The sequence below is a fragment of the Pedobacter folensis genome (assembly GCF_056490665.1).
The window spans coordinates 45412-62854 of record NZ_JBWJIF010000003.1 but is presented as its reverse complement, the minus strand read 5'-3'; the positions used below and the strand labels follow the sequence as shown (position 1 = coordinate 62854).

19 protein-coding genes are annotated in these 17443 nt (G+C 40.5%); 10 read left to right on the top strand and 9 right to left on the bottom strand.

Features of this window, described 5'->3' with window-relative positions:
• Nucleotides 1-2 precede the first annotated feature (2 nt).
• The 3 genes from AC04QZ_RS14885 to AC04QZ_RS14875 are packed head-to-tail and all read left to right on the top strand — an operon-like array spanning nucleotide 3 to nucleotide 2891.
• Entirely contained in the window at nucleotides 3-854 is an 852-nt protein-coding gene (locus AC04QZ_RS14885) for a hypothetical protein (protein WP_478358394.1), read from the top strand.
• Between the two features lie 5 nt (nucleotides 855-859).
• On the top strand, nucleotides 860-1534 hold the full coding sequence (locus AC04QZ_RS14880) for a response regulator transcription factor (RefSeq protein WP_086544715.1): 675 nt from the start codon (nucleotides 860-862) through the stop codon (nucleotides 1532-1534).
• Nucleotide 1535: 1 nt separating this feature from the next.
• On the top strand, nucleotides 1536-2891 hold the full coding sequence (locus AC04QZ_RS14875; protein ID WP_478358393.1) for a sensor histidine kinase: 1356 nt from the start codon (nucleotides 1536-1538) through the stop codon (nucleotides 2889-2891).
• A 12-nt stretch (nucleotides 2892-2903) separates the two neighbouring features.
• Here the strand turns inward: AC04QZ_RS14875 and AC04QZ_RS14870 are convergent, their stop codons facing one another.
• On the bottom strand, nucleotides 2904-3272 hold the full coding sequence (locus AC04QZ_RS14870; RefSeq protein WP_478358392.1) for a hypothetical protein: 369 nt from the start codon (nucleotides 3270-3272) through the stop codon (nucleotides 2904-2906).
• 166 nt (nucleotides 3273-3438) lie between these two features.
• Between AC04QZ_RS14870 and AC04QZ_RS14865 the strand changes: the two genes are divergently transcribed.
• Entirely contained in the window at nucleotides 3439-4254 is an 816-nt protein-coding gene (locus AC04QZ_RS14865; protein ID WP_478358391.1) for a helix-turn-helix domain-containing protein, read from the top strand.
• A gap of 546 nt (nucleotides 4255-4800) precedes the next feature.
• Nucleotides 4801-6342 (top strand): FAD-dependent monooxygenase, encoded by a 1542-nt coding sequence (locus AC04QZ_RS14860; RefSeq protein ID WP_478358390.1) that lies wholly within the window; start codon nucleotides 4801-4803, stop codon nucleotides 6340-6342.
• A gap of 162 nt (nucleotides 6343-6504) precedes the next feature.
• Here AC04QZ_RS14860 and AC04QZ_RS14855 read toward each other — a convergent pair whose 3' ends face one another.
• From AC04QZ_RS14855 to AC04QZ_RS14845, 3 genes are all read right to left on the bottom strand, one after another.
• On the bottom strand, nucleotides 6505-8778 hold the full coding sequence (locus AC04QZ_RS14855) for an alpha-galactosidase (protein ID WP_478358389.1): 2274 nt from the start codon (nucleotides 8776-8778) through the stop codon (nucleotides 6505-6507).
• A gap of 45 nt (nucleotides 8779-8823) precedes the next feature.
• Nucleotides 8824-9477: a DUF3667 domain-containing protein gene (locus AC04QZ_RS14850; protein WP_478358388.1), complete on the bottom strand. Its 654-nt coding sequence runs from the start codon at nucleotides 9475-9477 to the stop codon at nucleotides 8824-8826.
• 115 nt (nucleotides 9478-9592) lie between these two features.
• The gene (locus AC04QZ_RS14845; protein WP_478358387.1) at nucleotides 9593-9784 is read right to left on the bottom strand and encodes a hypothetical protein; all 192 of its coding nucleotides are present in this window, start codon (nucleotides 9782-9784) and stop codon (nucleotides 9593-9595) included.
• A gap of 89 nt (nucleotides 9785-9873) precedes the next feature.
• Between AC04QZ_RS14845 and AC04QZ_RS14840 the strand changes: the two genes are divergently transcribed.
• Entirely contained in the window at nucleotides 9874-10635 is a 762-nt protein-coding gene (locus AC04QZ_RS14840) for a response regulator transcription factor (protein WP_086544710.1), read from the top strand.
• Between the two features lie 93 nt (nucleotides 10636-10728).
• On the opposite strand, the gene AC04QZ_RS14835 is transcribed toward AC04QZ_RS14840, so the two are convergent.
• On the bottom strand, nucleotides 10729-11184 hold the full coding sequence (locus tag AC04QZ_RS14835; RefSeq protein ID WP_086544709.1) for a hypothetical protein: 456 nt from the start codon (nucleotides 11182-11184) through the stop codon (nucleotides 10729-10731).
• 231 nt (nucleotides 11185-11415) lie between these two features.
• Here AC04QZ_RS14835 and AC04QZ_RS14830 point away from each other — a divergent pair, with 231 nt between their 5' ends.
• A complete protein-coding gene (locus AC04QZ_RS14830) occupies nucleotides 11416-12477 on the top strand; it encodes a sensor histidine kinase (protein ID WP_478358386.1) in 1062 nt (353 codons plus the stop codon).
• A gap of 18 nt (nucleotides 12478-12495) precedes the next feature.
• A complete protein-coding gene (locus tag AC04QZ_RS14825; RefSeq protein ID WP_478358385.1) occupies nucleotides 12496-13206 on the top strand; it encodes a LytR/AlgR family response regulator transcription factor in 711 nt (236 codons plus the stop codon).
• A 55-nt stretch (nucleotides 13207-13261) separates the two neighbouring features.
• On the opposite strand, the gene AC04QZ_RS14820 is transcribed toward AC04QZ_RS14825, so the two are convergent.
• A complete protein-coding gene (locus tag AC04QZ_RS14820; protein WP_478358384.1) occupies nucleotides 13262-14002 on the bottom strand; it encodes an SDR family NAD(P)-dependent oxidoreductase in 741 nt (246 codons plus the stop codon).
• 92 nt (nucleotides 14003-14094) lie between these two features.
• On the opposite strand from AC04QZ_RS14820, the gene AC04QZ_RS14815 reads away from it, so the two are divergent.
• Complete coding sequence (locus tag AC04QZ_RS14815) at nucleotides 14095-14487, top strand: winged helix-turn-helix transcriptional regulator (protein WP_478358383.1); 393 nt, start codon at nucleotides 14095-14097, stop codon at nucleotides 14485-14487.
• A gap of 150 nt (nucleotides 14488-14637) precedes the next feature.
• A complete protein-coding gene (locus AC04QZ_RS14810) occupies nucleotides 14638-15108 on the top strand; it encodes a DinB family protein (protein WP_478358382.1) in 471 nt (156 codons plus the stop codon).
• A gap of 122 nt (nucleotides 15109-15230) precedes the next feature.
• On the opposite strand, the gene AC04QZ_RS14805 is transcribed toward AC04QZ_RS14810, so the two are convergent.
• The 3 genes from AC04QZ_RS14805 to AC04QZ_RS14795 form a co-directional block, all read right to left on the bottom strand.
• Entirely contained in the window at nucleotides 15231-16199 is a 969-nt protein-coding gene (locus tag AC04QZ_RS14805) for a helix-turn-helix transcriptional regulator (protein ID WP_478358381.1), read from the bottom strand.
• A gap of 47 nt (nucleotides 16200-16246) precedes the next feature.
• Complete coding sequence (locus AC04QZ_RS14800; RefSeq protein ID WP_478358380.1) at nucleotides 16247-16840, bottom strand: YdeI/OmpD-associated family protein; 594 nt, start codon at nucleotides 16838-16840, stop codon at nucleotides 16247-16249.
• A 134-nt stretch (nucleotides 16841-16974) separates the two neighbouring features.
• A complete protein-coding gene (locus tag AC04QZ_RS14795) occupies nucleotides 16975-17442 on the bottom strand; it encodes a putative immunity protein (protein WP_478358379.1) in 468 nt (155 codons plus the stop codon).
• Between the last annotated feature and the right edge of the window lies 1 nt (nucleotide 17443).

Sequence of the window (17443 nt, the reverse complement as noted above, 5' to 3'; positions counted from 1 at the left end):
ATATGCGCATACGTCTCTTAATTTTATTCTCGTTTTTGGTCATATCGAATGTAAAGGCACAGCAAGATTCGACAAAAGCTACGCTTACACTGGCGACCATGTATAATAGTAACATTAACTATTACGGACAGGTTACCCCTGAAAAATATCCCTATGTACTCTTTAATGCCACATTACGATTTCCTAACGGTTTGTATTTTTCGGGTGGTGGTTATAAACTGCTAAATTATGGCTCAGCCATTTCTGAAACCGATTTAGGCATAGGTTATGATTATGATTTTAACGAAAAACTCACTGCGGGAATAGCCTATACTCACTCTTTTTTCCCTTCCAATTCTCCTTTGCTCCAGGCATCCAATAATAATAACATCAATGCATCGGCTGCCTACCAGTGGCCCTGGTTTAAAACAGATCTTAGTGTAGACGTGGCCTTCGGAAAGCAAACCGATGGATTTATCAGTTTTGGAAATTCAAAAGAAATCGAACTGGGAACGGTGTTCAATGAGAAAAACCTCATTTCAGTTACACCAGCCATCGAGATTACAGCGGGCACTACCCATTTTTACGAAACGTATATCATCGAAAAAAACAAAAGGCAGAATTCGAATGGAAACGGAAAGGGAAAAAGTGATACGGCTCCTGGAATCGTTAACGGAAATACGACGTCGGTAGTGGAGAACACGGTCAATCAGTTTAAACTATTGTCGTACAATTTTAAGTTGCCTTTAAACTGGAGTAACGGGAATTTCCTTGCAGAGGCCAGTTATCAGTTCTCTATACTTGGAAACAGAAAAGAAGAGAACGTAAAACACCAGCAATCTTTTTTTGGTTTAGCAGTTTACTATCAATTTTAATCGGCATGAAGGTATTGATTGTAGAAGATGAAAAAACACTAGCCTTTGAAATGGAAAAATTCCTTAAAAAGGCTTTTTTCTTATGTGATCTGGCCCATAGCTTTAAGCAGGGCGTTAATAAACTGGAGCTGAACCAATATGATTATGTGCTTATTGATTTAGGTTTGCCGGATGGGGATGGCTTTGAGCTGCTGGGCAAGGCGAAAAAAAGCAATCCCGATGCCGCTTACATCATTCTTACGGCCAGAGGTAAATTAGAAGACCGGGTGGCGGGCTTAGACATGGGCGCAGACGATTATTTAGCGAAACCTTTCTTTTTACCCGAACTCCAGTCGCGCATGCAGGCCATTGCAAGGCGAAAATTTAAGGTTACCGAAGAATTAATTCCACTCGGAAACTTTAGTATCGACCTGCAAAAACGTTTTGTATTTTTTGAGGAGGAGCAGATTGAGCTTTCGCGCAAAGAGTTTGACCTTTTAAGTTACCTTTTACTGCATAAAAACAGGGTGCTTACCCGAATACAATTGAGCGAACATATTTGGGGCAACTTCGTAGATGATGATTACGATTCGAACTACATTGATGCACACATTAAAAATATCAGAAAGAAATTAAACATTTACGCCCCTACCGAATGGTTAGAAACCGTTCGGGGCGTTGGTTATAGAATTAAAAAATAATTTGAAACTATCTACTAAACTCACTTTATTTATTACCGGATCTAAACTTGCCATTGTAGGTCTGTTTATTCTATTGCTCCCTTTTCTGATCCGGCAGATCGCCTCTAACTACACCAATTTTTCACTTCGGAACCAGCAGAAAAAAGTAATCCAAAACATCAATAAAAAAGGATTAGATTATTACTTCGAAGGGGATAACAGTTATGGAAGCTACACCATGCTTAAAGATGAATATATTGCACTCGAAACGGTGGCGCAAACCCTGAAACTAGATACCATACGCGACACCAAACGTATTGTAGAGCAAGATACCATTGCTTATCGGGTACTCAGTTTTACCTTTAAAAAAAATCAAAAAAACTACCTTCTGGAAATCGGTAAAACCACTGCCAGCATTAACCTTTACAATGATGCATTACAACGTTTTGCCTTATATGTGCTCATCATTCTTATTGCCTTAAGCATTATTATAGATTTGATTTTTACCCGGCAGCTAATCAAGCCACTTGGGCAGATTATTAAATTAAGACTAAGCAATAGCCGGTTCCCTTTTAAAAAGAAACATGGTCATATTAATACCAGTACACAAGATTTTAAATACCTCGATCATTCCCTCATTTCATTAATGGACCAGATTAATGAAGCTTTTGAAAAGGAACGGGAATTTACCGCGAATGCTTCGCACGAGTTTATGACCCCCATTAGTATTTTACAAAACAAAATGGAAAACCTGCTTACTGAAGAATCGGCATCCGAAACGGTACAGGAACATATTGTGGATATGATGAAAACACTGGAGCGGTTGAAGAAAATATCGCGATCGCTTTTACTTATTTCAAGAATAGAAAATGAGCAGTTCTCTAAACAGGAAGAGATAGAACCGCAAGTACTCCTGAATGAAATAGTGGAAGAAATAGGCCATAGGCTCGAAGAGAAAAACATTCAGATCGACATCAATCTCAGCCATAATCAGCGTTTAAGCCAGATCAATCACGATCTTTTATTTCAGCTTTTTTACAACCTCATTAACAATGCCATTAAGTTTAACAAAGAAAATGGAAGTATACAGGTTGCTGATCTTATTGAAAAAGGTTATTATTCTATTCAGGTGAGCGATAGTGGCCAGGGTATTAAAGCAGAAGATATACCGCATGTATTTGATCGTTTTAAAAAAACCGGACATGCTGAAAATACCGGTTACGGATTAGGTCTTGCCATTGTTAAAAGCATAGCCAGCTACCTTAGCCTAAAAGTTCAGGTGAGCTCAATACCAGGGGAAAGAACAAGTTTTAAAGTGATTTTCGAAGCAGCGCAAGGCGGAAACAAAAAGAAAGCTAAGGGCGCAGATGAGGTTTAATCCCCTACTGTTTCAGGGCGTTAGATCAAATTTTTTACCGAATAAAACAGTTATTTTCTTCCTTTTTTCCAGGTAGTTTTTCAAATCGTCACCCGAATTAAACTGCATTTGTTTACCATTACAATAAAACGGTCTTCCGTATGTACTGCTATAGTACGACTTATAAATATTGATTACTTCTTCACCATTATATTTATACAGCACAATACCATTCATATCAGGATAATTGGCAATATCCTGAAATTCGTTTTTAAGCCAGGCTAAATTCGCTAAAGGATTTTTTGTTCCACAGGCGGTGGTATTTTGATCATAAGAAACATCCTTTTTTTTACATCCGATCATGCAGGTTAAAAGCAATATGGCTATGATTTTTATTTTCATTTTTTAATAATGGCTTGTGGTCATCTTTTTGGTTAGCTATTCTGATAAACGAAGATAGTCATTAGTCATTCTTTTTCAATAAAATAGCCACTAAAAACCCCTGCAAACTTTAGCCAATTGAAAATAAGTGTAATAAGCACTACCTTCGAATATGCCATTATTAAAAATGCATCATCAAGAATTCGAAGCTCCTGAGCAACTGCAGGACACGATAAAATGCTTCTGGTATAACAGAAGAGTATCTGGAGCGCAACTATCGGGTTTTGAAGTCATACCTGATGGTTATGCAGAAATTATTTTTCATTTTGGCAGCGGATGTAGCATGTTGGTTAACGGAGAATTGCAGCCTTTACCCTCTCCTTTTATGATGGGTTTACTTAATCAGCCGGCCATATTTTACACGAAAAACCGTTTTGAAATCATTGCGATCAGGTGTTTTCCATGGACGGTGTTCGATTTACTCGATCTCCCATCCGACAAGCATGACTTACATCTGTTCGAACACCCCATCGCCAGGCTTCAGGCTGGACTGAATGCCTTTGTTATTGCCGGCCAGATAGATGAAGCTGTGGCAAAGGTTAAATCGTATTTCTTACAGGCCAGGGCGCAGCTTGCTCCCAACAGCATGTTATTCAAAGCCGGGATGGCGATGCAGGAAGCAAAAGGCACCATACCCGTGAGCGAGGTTGCAGCCGCAGCCCATGTTACCGTACGTACACTGGAAAGGAACTTTAAACGATCTTCCGGTCATACGGTTAAAGATGTATCCGGCCTGATGCGTTTTGAACAGGTGCGTAATCAATTGTGGCATGATCCGGATGCCAGTCTCGCCAGTTTGGCACATGAGTTTGGTTATACCGATCAACCCCACCTCAGCAGAGAATTTAAACGTTACAGCGGCACCAGCCCCGCAGCATTCGCGCGAAAGGCAAAGAAAGGAAAACAGATGTTAAACAACGGTATGCTTAACCTTTCCTCTTGAGGGATAATTTATTTTATAAAAATCAGTGATACTTCGTGGTTGCCTGTCTACGACTATCTCGTGTGGACACAGCTAGTATAAAGATTTCCCTTACCGCTCTATGCCGCGGCGGCATGGTACTTTGGAGCGCCAAAGTACCCAAAACGCTTTATCAATCCAGCTAGGGGCTTTTTACACAATCTCACGCACATCAAAAAACAACGGCACTTTGTTTTGTGTAGATATTGCTAGGCTAAAGTTTGTACTTAATATGCACAAAACCACTGCGTTTTATGTTTGGAAGTGACATGGGTGCTGAGTTGCTCCTGTTTTTTGATCTTCCTAGCCCTTGGGATTGACGGCGCTCTTCGGTAAAACCTGTGCTTTTATTAAAGGGTGTAGCCAAACGCATAAAAACTACCAGAAAAAGATGTGTCCAATCATTATAGCTGCGTGGGAATAATAAGCAATTTTTGAAACGCTGTAATGATACCCTGTCAACGATTGTCGTGTTTATACAAGCCTAATACCCGGGCATTCCAGAATTTTGTGTTTTAATCATACGATATGAACACTACACATTCAAATAAAAATCTCGAACACCCAGATGCCTTTTACGATGTTATTATTTCAGGCGCTGGTCCTGTAGGTTTGTTCCTGGCCTGCGAACTGGCTTTAGCCAAATGTTCAGTACTGATACTCGAAAAGGCAGTGGAGGCGCACTCACCTTTAAAACAGCTTCCCTTTGGCATCCGTGGTTTATCGGCGCCAACCATTGAAGCACTTTATCGCCGTGGTTTGCTGCAAGAACTTAAAATACATCAACACCTTAAAAACCCACATCAAAATGCCGTTCAGGGACCCCGCCGACAAGCAGGGCATTTCGCTGGCATTCCATTTCACGATGGCAATATTGATAGCACACAATGGAAATATCGCCTACCAGGTTCTACACCTACCAGTTTAATTACGGAAATGGAGGAGCTGGAAACCATACTTTCCCGGCGTGCAGAAACCCTGGGCGTTGAAATTAAACGAGGTTTTGCCTTTACGGGCTTCCATCAAAGCAGCGAAGGTGTAACGGTACAAACTGCTGGTCAATCTTTCGAAAGTAAATGGCTTGTGGGTTGCGACGGAAGCCGAAGCGTGGTGCGTAAGACTGGCGGTTTTGAATTCGCGGGTACTGAACCCGAATTTACCGGTTACTCAGCTAAAATAGACCTCGCCAATCCAGAGTTGCTTAAACCCGGACGAAACGTAACGCCAACAGGCATGTACATGCAATCGCAGCCGGGTTACCTGGCCATACAGGATTTTGATGGCGGTGCATTTCATGGTTCGGCCAAGGCCATTACGCGCGAACATTTGCAAGAGGTACTGCGCCGTGTTTCAAACACCGATGTTACCATCAGTAAGCTCCATATTGCCAGCACCTGGACCGACCGGGCAAGGCAAGCTACAAGCTACCGAAACGGACGCGTACTTTTAGCTGGCGATGCTGCGCACATTCACGCGCCTTTAGGCGGACAGGGGCTTAACCTGGGTTTGGGTGATGCCATGAACCTGGGCTGGAAACTCGCAGCCACTATCCACGGGAAAGCGCCTGAAGGTTTACTGGATAGTTATGGCACAGAACGACATCCCATTGGTGCGCAAGTACTCGATTGGTCGCGCGCCCAGGCAGCCATTATGAAACCTGAACCTAATGCCCGCGCTTTGCATGCCATTATTACTGACCTGATCAATACCACTGATGGTGCCACTTATTTTGCCGGCAGGGTGTGGGGCGTTTCTACCCAAATTAATCTCGATGGGAAGCATCAACTAATTGGCTGCAGTGTTCCTAATTTTGAATTTGAAGATGGGAGAACCATTGGTGAATTGATGCACAGTGGCCGGGGCATATTGCTCGATTTTGACCAAAATATTTCACTCAAAAAGTTGGTTAATGAATACAACGACCAGATCGATTATATTTCGGCAACTGCAAAAAATCAACTGGACCTTTGCGCGGTATTGATCCGGCCCGATGGGATTGTTGCATGGGCTACTGATCATGATATTGATTACAGCGAACTGCAAAAAGCAATGGAACAATGGTTTGTATAAAAAATCAGCATTTTGGCTAACATAAAAAGAGGACGATCATAAGTTCTAAATCTCGTCTATACTGTCACGTTGAGAATGTCGAAACGCCTTGTAAAACATTTACGCAAGTCCTTCGACAGGCTCAGGATGACAATTCATTTTCTTTGGGATATTTCAACAATCCTATTCCATCTTAAGCCAGGTATAGCCTTCTGCCTTGATTTTGATTTTAAGTTGAATTTTATTTGCCGCGTCTACTATATGGCTTGTTTTCTTTCCGGCTTCATCGGTTACAAGCACATTACGGGTTAAACCTGCATAATACAAAGGAACTGATATTACCCTTTCGATATCCTGATCTAAAGGATTATAAAGCATTAACAAACCCTTTGTTTTCAGACTTGGGTTTACATGTAAAATGCCATCCCAGTCTCTGCCATCGGCCCTGCGTAAGTGGATAATGTCGCTATTGAGAATATCACGGTATTGTTTGTACCAATTGATTACACCTTTTACAGTTTCTTTGGTGGCTTCGGTATCATACAAACGAGGCCCACGATAACAGGCCTGCACCCCTGCCCCATAATATTGCATCATCAATTGTTTATAGTCTTTCAGGTGATCGGCGAGTGGCTCGAGCACGGCTTCAGCTCCTCCTCCCTGATAGGCCGTTAGTGGCACAAAACCCCAGCCCATGCTTGGTGTTTTCTCCCAGGTACCGTCAAAAATATTCTGTCGGTTCAGGATCATCTGGTTAGCCCTTGGCAAAGAAAAGTTCACCTCACGATAGCCAATTGCAATTTTATTGGTACCGTCTAAAAAGTACCAGTCGGGTGCATTGATGTAAATTCCCCTTTCGCTTAACCAGTGGTAAAGTTCTTTTTGGATTTCCATTTGTGTCCATTGGCTATCGGCCAGCCCCTTGTGTCCCGGATGCGTGGTCGAAGCACATACATCACCAGGGTAAGGCCCGTCGTTTTCCCAGATATCGAATCCTGTTTTTTGAAAAAAGTATTTGATTTTATCGCGGTAGCTCAACCCCCATTTACTGCCAAAACATGGTGCATGACCAAAAAATGCACCTCCGGGTTTTCCCGTCAGCGGACTAATCACATCATCTTCATCACTAATTCTTCTGGAACTAAAAAGCGAATAACCGCCAATCTTTATATTTTTAGCATGGGCATATTCGGTCAGGTTTTTCCACTTTTGGATATTCGCCGCAGTAGAATCTTCCATATTCAGGTGGCTTCCAAAACTTAAAATCAGCGCTTCGTACCCGGTTGCCGCACATTGATCAATGGCGCTCTTTACCTGCTGATCGTTCTTGCTCACCAGGTGCATAAATATTGGATTTTGAGTTGTCCAGGGTGCAATCATTCTATACATTTTACGAATGGCTAAACCTCGTCTTTCCCGATCATAACCATCCATTAAAAGCTCATTGCTGCGGATAGAGCTGAAAATTTCGCCTGCGGCCAGTTCAACATTCACCCCTTTATCTGGGTATACTTCCAATAAACAAGGGGTAGTTTTATCGTAATTCACCTGGGAGGTATAAAGGCTATCGGCCTTCCAATGCGTGCTCTGGTCACTCAAACTGTACTTCATGGCGTTGTTAAAGGCAAAATTACTCTCAATATAAATACCATGTGGTGTTTTCATTTTATCGGTACTGCCCACAACAGCGCTTTCCTCTTCCACCACACCCAGGATCTCATTTACCACCTGATCAACCTTAATAGCAGCATTCGTTTTATTCTCTACGGTAATCCATTTGGTCATCAGCGGAATTCCGTCGTACAACGCATAATTTACCTTAACCAGCACACCGTTTAGTTTAGCATCTGCACTTTTATAGGTAAAAGTTAGTGTTTTGCCTGTTGGATTTTTCTGATTGGCCGTCCACATGGAGCCCGGTTTCCATTTGATAAACTGGGGCAATGCCGTGATTTTATAATCCTGGAACTGAAAATCACCTTCACTAGCTTTCAAACTTCCAAGCATGCCCGTGGTGATGTAGGCATTCTCTTTCTGGCCATATAAACCACCGATATTGTATTTTTTACCATTAATGCTTACCTGGGCTTCGGGCTTAACTGACCGGAGTAACTGCTCGCCGGTACTCAGATTGCGAAGATCGGTACAGGCCACATTTGGCGATAAACGGAATACCCGTTTAAGGAGCCCATTGCTTAAAATAAGGTCCTTTTGATCTGCACTTTTAAAAACAGCAGCAGCGTGGCCTTCCCCATGCACCAGCCAATCAACCGTGCTTAAATGATCCTGGCTGCTTTTCCAAACCGGGATCTGCTGGGCGAAGATTTCGGTACATCCAACAGTTAAAATGAATGCAAACAGCAAAATAATGGCTTTAGAAAATGTATTGGTGCTGCCCGTAGGCAATTTGGTTAGTTTTCGGGCCGTTATACTTTTCAGCCCCCTTAGTTTCAGCATATTCTTTGTTTCGGTTGTGCTAAAATATGGAAATTTTATGAGCGTTTAATGTCTGATCAACAGATCGATTGAAACGCCCAAAAGCACTAACAAAATTCCAAATATGAACATGCCCAGGCAATAAGCAATCATTGCCTTTACATAGTTTACTACTTTTTTCCCATTAAAAAACTGTGCAATAGCCCAGGTACTGTAAGCTGCCGCGGTAATACCCGAAACTTTCATTAAACTGATTTTGCTAAGTCCTTCGGCAATGGCAAAAACAGAAATGATTAACATGCCAATGCCCATTACAAAACACAGGAGGATTAATATTTCGAAAAAGTTGTAGTTATATTTTTTAAAAAACAGTTTTAACCACAGGGAAATACAAACACCCATTAAAATATTGGCATAACCATAATGGCCCTGCACCCAATCGTAAATTAAACCAATACTTGTTTTTTTTACCTCTTTAAATTCAACATAACCTTCTTCAATATGGAAGAAATGACTAATTACCGTATAAATTAACGAGCAGACAATGATAAATATAACAGGTTTCACCAATCGGCTCCGGTTATCGGCAATAAATGTCCTGATGTTTTGTCCGGGCCTGATCAGCAGTTCTTTTACCGTGAACAATATTCCTTTTTCGAAATGTAAGATATGTTGAATTTCATGCAGGATATAATGTGCATCTACCCTTTTAATTTGCATTGGCTGACCGCAATGGCCGCAAAAATTAGTGTTAACGGTTTGGTTACAATTTTTACAGTTCATGGTATTGGGTATCATAAAAAACTACTGATTGATATGTGGCATAATTTGATTTTTAAAGAAATAAATACCTGTCCAGGCGATAAACGGCTCCATTTCCGGAATAAATAAAATAAAATTTTGCCTTAAGCAGAACCAATGTGAATACGAAAACCAAACCCAATATGACGAGCACGATTAAAGCGCTCTTTAAAGCCAGTTTACACTTGTTTAGTTCTACAAGGTTTAATTCGGGGTATTTTTTCATGTTCAAAAAATGTTCACTGTAAAAGTGAGTACAAAAATATTTTCAAAGGCTACACTTTAGTGTAAATTTGCGATTAAGCCATCCCCAAAATGAAAGATCCGATTACCTCCGCTTTGCTGACTAAGAATAAGGTTGAAAAAGTATCAGCCGAAGACCTTCTCCAGCAGCAAAATTACATGGAAGCGATAAAGGCTTTTGCGCGTTTAACCTACGAAAGCGTATATGTGATCGATTACGAAAAAATGGCATTTGAGTATGTTTCAGAAAACCCCTTGTTTTTAGGTGGTTATTCGCCCGAAGAAGTATTGGGTCTGGGTTATGAATTTTATTTTAAAAATGTTCCTGAAAAGGATCTCACCTTATTGAGCCTGATTAACGAAGCCGGATTCGATTTTTTCGCAAAACTGCCTGGCGGAGAAAAAAAACACTATAGCATTACTTACGATTTTCATCTGAAAAACCAGGAAGGTAAATCCACGCTGATTAACCATAAACTGACCCCCTTATTTTTAACCAGTGAAGGGAAGTTGTGGAAAGCGATGTGTATTGTCTCCATCTCGCACCATCAGCAGGCGGGTAATATCTGTATTTACAAACAGGGTACCGATGAGCTGTGGGAACTCAATATCGAAAATAAAATCTGGCAGAAATCAGCGAAACCAAAACTAAGCCAAAGGGAAATCGAAATTTTGCAACTGCACGCCCAGGGCTTAACCATTAATCAAATTGCCGAAAAAATATTTGTTGCCCCCGATACCGTAAAATATTACAGGCGAAGGATTTTTGAACGGCTGGAAGTGAGTAATATGGTTGAAGCGCTTTCACGGGCGGTTAACAGCAAGATGATTTAATTAAGTGGCAAAGCAAACAATAATGCCTTAACCTAAAAATGCGCCCAGCAATTTAACCTGAACGCATTAATATTTAACAACGCTAAAATAATTTTAAAGATCCAGGATCGCCAGCGTTTCGCCCTTAGGAAGCTCCCTGGCTGTATATTGAAGGCTCAATTCGCGGTTGGCATTTTTCTTTTCTAATTGCAGCAGTTCTTTTACGGCTATCGTCATATTCAGATCTGAGCCGGTAGCATTGGCAAAAGCCCATTTTTTCAGGGTATTTCCTTTATCATCTTTTAAAAAGATAATCCGATCGGTACCTACACCCTTTCCGGTACAATGCCTGTAATTGATCCGCAACTGATCGCTTTCTTTAGCCGCATCCAGTTTAAGCATTCTTAAACTCAGGGGCTGGTTTACAGCCTGCTTTAAAATGAGTTTGTTGTTGAGGAAAATTTCGTAACTGTCTAACCCAAATTTAGCGGTAAAACCAAGGGTGGTAAAACACAGGGTAATCAGCGCAAACATCTTAATAAACGCCTGATTGAATTTGATTTGTTTCATGTGACACGTTTTTAGTGAAAAATTGATTCTTTCTACACAATATTAAGTTATTGGGAAGGGCAAGAGAAAAATAATAGACGAACAACCAGAATAATAGATATCAGTCTTTTTATGATTATATTCATCTACTATTTATGTCGTTTGTCGATATAATTTTGCGGGCTAAATACTTTTCGTTTCCTTTATCATCAACGGCATTAACCGTACCAACAACAGATCATTAACTAAAAAATGGACTCACTGGACAAACCGCTTAAACTGCCGTTTTCTAAACGCAGCGTTTCATTAAAATATGTTTTGATTCATGTTGCGTATTGGTTGCTCATTACAGGATTCTTTATTTATGAGAAAAAGTACCTCATCTATAAAGCCAGCATGCCCTACTTTGTGGCCTGCGTAAGTGGTAGGATTGTATTGCTGATGATCATCGCGTACCTTAATCTCCATTACTTTTTACCCAGATTTTTGCTTAAAAAACGATACTTCGCCTATTTTGGATGGGTACTCATTTCGGTAATAGGGTATTTAACCGCTCAGAGTCTGTTCGATTATTATTTATATGGCTATGTGGTAGGTCCCATGCGCAACAGCCACCTCATGGAGAGCTTATCATACAATTTTTTTAGTACACTATGGTATTTGGGTTTAATGCTCGCCCTTAAGCTAAGTATCGACTGGTATGGCCAGCAGCTTATTATCCAGCAGATAACCGTAGAGAAACTAAACGCAGAGCTTAACTTTCTCCGTGCACAGGTCAACCCGCATTTCCTGTTTAATGTATTGAATAACCTCTATGCACTAACCCTTAAAAAATCGGAGCTTGCCCCGGATGTTGTACTTAAACTATCAGAAATGATGGAATATATGTTGTACGACAGTAATGACGAAAAGGTATTGTTAGAAAAAGAGATCAGTTATCTTCATAACTATATCGAACTCGAGCGGTTAAGGTTTAGTGGAGCGGCCAATATTGTGCTGAACAGCGATGCTACCCTTAATGGAGATGAGATTGCACCACTGCTACTCCTTCCTCTCGTAGAAAATGCCTTTAAACATGGGCTCAGCAAACAAACTGAAAGCAGCTGGTTAAAGATAAATATCGGATTGACAGGGTCAACATTGTCTTTCCTGATCGAAAATGCCAAACCATCTTCAATAAGCGACAAGAGGAATGGAGGTATAGGCCTGATCAATTTGCGAAACCGGCTCGAACTACTTTACCCCAACCGACACCAACTGGAGATTGAAGATAAAAACAACATTTTCAGCGTCAAATTGATCATTGAACTGTAGATTAAACCATTGAAAAGCATGCTAAATGTTATTGTTATAGATGATGAACCTCTTGCCCTCGAAATATTAGAGGGTTATCTGAAAAGAACTGAAAATCTGTATTCGGTATCGTTATTTAGCCATGCTGGTGAAGCTTTACATTACCTGGAAAATAATAAGGCCGATGTATTGTTGCTTGATATCGAAATGCCCGAAATGACAGGAATTGAGTTCCTAAAACGTTTATCAGAGCCGCCGCTTACTATTTTTACAACTGCCTACCGCAACTATGCCTTTGAAGGATTTGAGCTTGGCGTTATCGACTTTTTACTTAAACCGATTTCCTTCCCCAGGTTTTCGGCTGCAATGGATAAAGTAAAAGATTTTCTTGCGCTTAAATTACAAGATCACAAATTGGATACGGATGCACCTGAGCCCGGATTTATCTTTGTTAAAAGCGGGGTAAAAAGGATTAAACTTTATTTCGATCAGATTACACATATTCAGGGTTTAAAAGATTATGCTATTATTCACACACCAGTAGAAAGGATTGTGATTAAAGGCTCGATAAAGATGGTACAAGAAATGTTCCCTGCTCCGCTTTTTATTCGCGTACACAAATCCTTTCTAGTTGCCCATAAGGCAATTAAACGGATAGAGCACAACAGGATCATGATCGGCACTCACCAGATCCCGATCGGGCGGAACTACCGCGAAACACTGGAGCAAAAGATTAACTTAAACAAATAAAACTTTGGCCGGGATTTGCCATCCCAACCAAAGCCTCGTTTTATTGGAAATCGCATTAAGCGTTCAATCCGCCGTCGATTGTTAAAAACGAACCAGTAATGTATCTCGCTTCTTCACTTGCAATAAAGCTCACAAATGAGGCAATATCTTCTACCGTACCATAATCTGGCAGTGCCATACGGGTTCTCAGAAAATCGGCCAATGGTGCATCAGCTGGATTCATATCCGTATTAATTGGCCCGGGCTGAACCAGGTTTACCGTAATTTTTCTGGCACCAAGGTCGCGGGCTAAACCGCGTGTAAAACCCTGAAGTGCCGATTTGCTCATGGTATACAAAGTGGTTTCAGGACCAACAGCATTATCGCCCATGTTGCTGCCAATGGTAATAATGCGACCACCTTCGGGCATAGCTTTTACGGCGGCCAAAGCAGCTACAAAAACCGCCTGTACATTAACGGCCATAATTTCGTTATAATCTTCAAGGGTATGTTCTTCAAAGGCTTTGCCAATGTAAATACCGGCATTGTTAACCAGCACATCGATACGGCCAAAATCGACAATGGTTTTAGCCACTGCACCCCTTACTTCATCAGCTATGGTACTACTTGCTTTTAATGCAACCGCAACTCCCCCGGCAGCTTCAACCTCAGCCACTACCGCCAACGCTTTTTCGGCTGAATGGGCATAAGTAAATACCACTTTAGCACCTTCTGCGGCTAACCTTTTTACAATCGCTGCGCCAATGCCACGACTTCCTCCTGTTACCAGCGCAATTTTATCTGTTAATTTTTTCATGTGTATTTTTTAATTTTTCTGCTAAAGTAAAAGAGATACTTTACATTTGCAGGTAAGCATCAAATTGTTAGGTACTAACAAAAAAGTAAGAAATGAGAAAAGAAACATCAACCAATGCTTTGAACGAAAAAATGATGATCGACAGCTGTGGCATGTCTTCATCGCTGGCCGTAATTGGCGGAAGGTGGAAACCTGCAATATTGTGCCGTCTTTCTTATGGCACCATGCGTTATGGCGAACTTAAAAAAGACATTATTGGCATTTCAGAACGGATGTTAGTGGCACAGCTAAGAGAACTGGAGAAAGACCAGATCATTACACGTGTTGTTTTTCCGGAAGTACCACCAAGGGTAGAATACCGCCTGACTGATTTGGGCCGTACCATGAAACCGATGCTGGATGCGATGTCTGACTGGGGCAACATGTATCGCGAACAGATCAACCAAATGCAAGATTTATCTGCTACAGTAGTGCTTGACAAGTAAGCGGAACCTGATGAACCTGCGATCTCTTTAAAAACTAATCCTGCTTCCCGGTTCAAAAAATTTTAATAAAAAATAACATGCTGTTTTTCGAGTGACAAACAGCTGTCATAGTGCGGATATAACTTTGTTCTATTAAATGAATATCACATTATGTCAGCAATTATGATTACTAAAAGCGAATTACTACAGCATTGGTTAGGCCACAGAAAACTAACCAGAAAAACCATTGAAAAATTTCCCGAAAAAGAATTATTCGAATTTTCGATCGGTGGAATGAGGCCTTTTTCTGCCTTAATTAAAGAGTTATTATCAATTGATGTTCCTGGTTTAAAAGAAATGGTCACCAGAGAAACATCGCCGTTTAGTCACGATCTTCCGCTGAATACCAAGGAAGAGATCCTAACAAAATGGGATGAGGATACCCCAAAAATTGTGGAATACTTTAACCAGATCTCCGAAGATCAGCTTCAAGAAACCATTAAGTTATTCGGGCAGTACGAGTTTACGATCATTAGCCACCTCTTGTATTTCATTGATAACGAAATACACCACCGCGGTCAGGGCTTTGTCTATTTAAGGGCCTTAGGTATTGAGCCTCCATTTTTCTGGGACCGTTATTAAAAAGCAAGAGACTGTATCATAAAGGCTATTTCACCTCAGATACTGTCATGTTGAGCCTGTCGAAACACCTTACGAGGTATTTAAATAAGTTCTTCGACAGGCTCAGGATGACAATTCTATATTTATGATATGGCCTCTCTGTTTTTTAATCTCTTTAAACCAGATTCCATTATCTCAACCAGTTCATTATTCAAATGGGCTGGTTCTATAATTTCGGCCACATCAACAAATTTAACAAACCAGCGTACAAAAGAAACTTCAGAAAGAGAGCAGTCGAAGTACATGACTACAAAATCATCTGAAATTTCTTCGCCTGTAAATCCGAAAATCTGTCGTTCCCAATATAAAAAATGCGCATACTTCCGGTCTACCCTGATTTCGATTTTCAGCATATTTTCGGATAGGCCTTTATCCCTGAATTCGTTAATTGGTGGGTGTGTAATGGTGAAACTCTCTTCGAGTATTGAAACTTTTTTAATCCTGTCTAATCTAAAATTGCGGTAATCTTTTCTTAAATGGCAATAGGCTAAAAGATACCAAAGACTGTGTTCGTAAAATACACCGATTGGTTCAACAGATCGGCCAACCGCATGAATATCTCCACTTTTGAGGTAATTGATATGGGTTATTTTTTTCTTTAAAGTACTATTGAGTAAAACATCGATAATATTGGGCAGATAATCTTTAGACTTTAAGTCGTTTTTAAGATGTACGGTATCTTCTAAATGTAGGAAATCTCTTTTTTGATTTACCTGAAACGAACTTTTTATTTTGATCAGCGCGGCTTCGAAATGTTTTTTAACAAAGTCGGTTTCATGTTTTTGCATCACTTTTTCGGCAACCATTAAACTGAGAATTTCTTCCTGGCTAAACCTCGATGGCTGCAGCCTAAACCCTTCCATAATCGAATAGCCAGATCCTAATTCATTTACGATCGGAATACCGGCAATCTCCAGGGCTTTTAAATCCCTGTAAATCGTTCTTAAACTGATTTCGAACCGCTTTTGTAATTCATCTGTAGTGACTACGGATTTAGATTGCAGCAGAAAAAATATCTGTAGTATCCGGTCAAATCTTTTGGTAATATCCATTTTTAAAATGTAGGTATTTACATTAACAGTAATTTAGATGGTTTGCGCTAGCGGCGAAATGGCTTTGGCAATACGTTTTCGGATGAAGAATTTACGAGTTCCAGAATTCTGTTTTGCCGGGTTTCTGTTTTTTTGGCTAGCATAATCCATTGCAGGAGGGATTTTTTAACCGATTTACTTAAGCCAAGAAAAAAAATCTTTGCGTCTTTTCTGGTTTTAAATTCTGTAGCTAAATCTTTAGGTATTTTAAGTGTTTCAGCTGCATCTAAAGCTTTCCATGAGCCGTTTTGTTTAGCTTTTTTAATGGCTTTTAAGCCGGCTTTGGTCATCAGTTCTTGTGCCAATAGGCGCTTTACCTTTTCCTTATTAATTTTCGACCAAACGCTATTGGGTTTCCGTTTACTGAAAAACTGCATAAACGTCCTCTCATCTATCGTTTTTTTTGTACTGTCTATCCAGCCGAAACAAAGGGCCTCATCTACAGCTTCACTCCAGGTAATGCTTGGCAAACCCGTGCCTTTCTTGCTATAAACGAGCCAAACCGACGATTTAAGCTCATGATGCTCAACTAACCAGTTCCGCCATTCATTAATGCTGCCCGGGCAAAAAGTTTCTATATGTTTTTCTTTGTTTTCCACCATTTCGCAAATCAATAATTTTTGATGACAGATTGCCCTTAAATTATTTTTAATGATGCGACAAATTTAGCAACCCCAGTGACAACCCTATGTCAGTGTGGATTTTAATTTTTTATAAAATTTTGGAAATAACTGATTTAAGCTTCAGCTAAAACATGCTTTAATGTTTCCAATTGCCAGATACGTTCGGCTTTTATCCGGTTTAAATCATTTTGGAAAACCAGGCCAATGGTTTTAATGGCATAATCGGCGCATACCATAGCATGTTCTCTCATGTGCCCAACAGCTACCGCCTGACCGGCAGTTCTAATCGCATTTGTCATTACTGCTGTGCTACTTGTGCGGGCAAGCGCATGAATTTTGAAACCAGCCTGTCTAACCTCATGAACACTTGCTTTTCCCGCTTGCCAACGTTTATTTATTTCGAATCCGGTTTCAATAATGGATAAATTTATATTTTCGTCCGGCACAAAGGTTAATACATTTTTGGCACAGCTGATTGCCCACTTTGCTAAAGCCACCTGATCTGTTTTCTCGTAAAGGTGATCAATTTCAGCCCTCAGTTCCCGATCATCAACTATTTTAATTTTCGATATGGTTGCCATA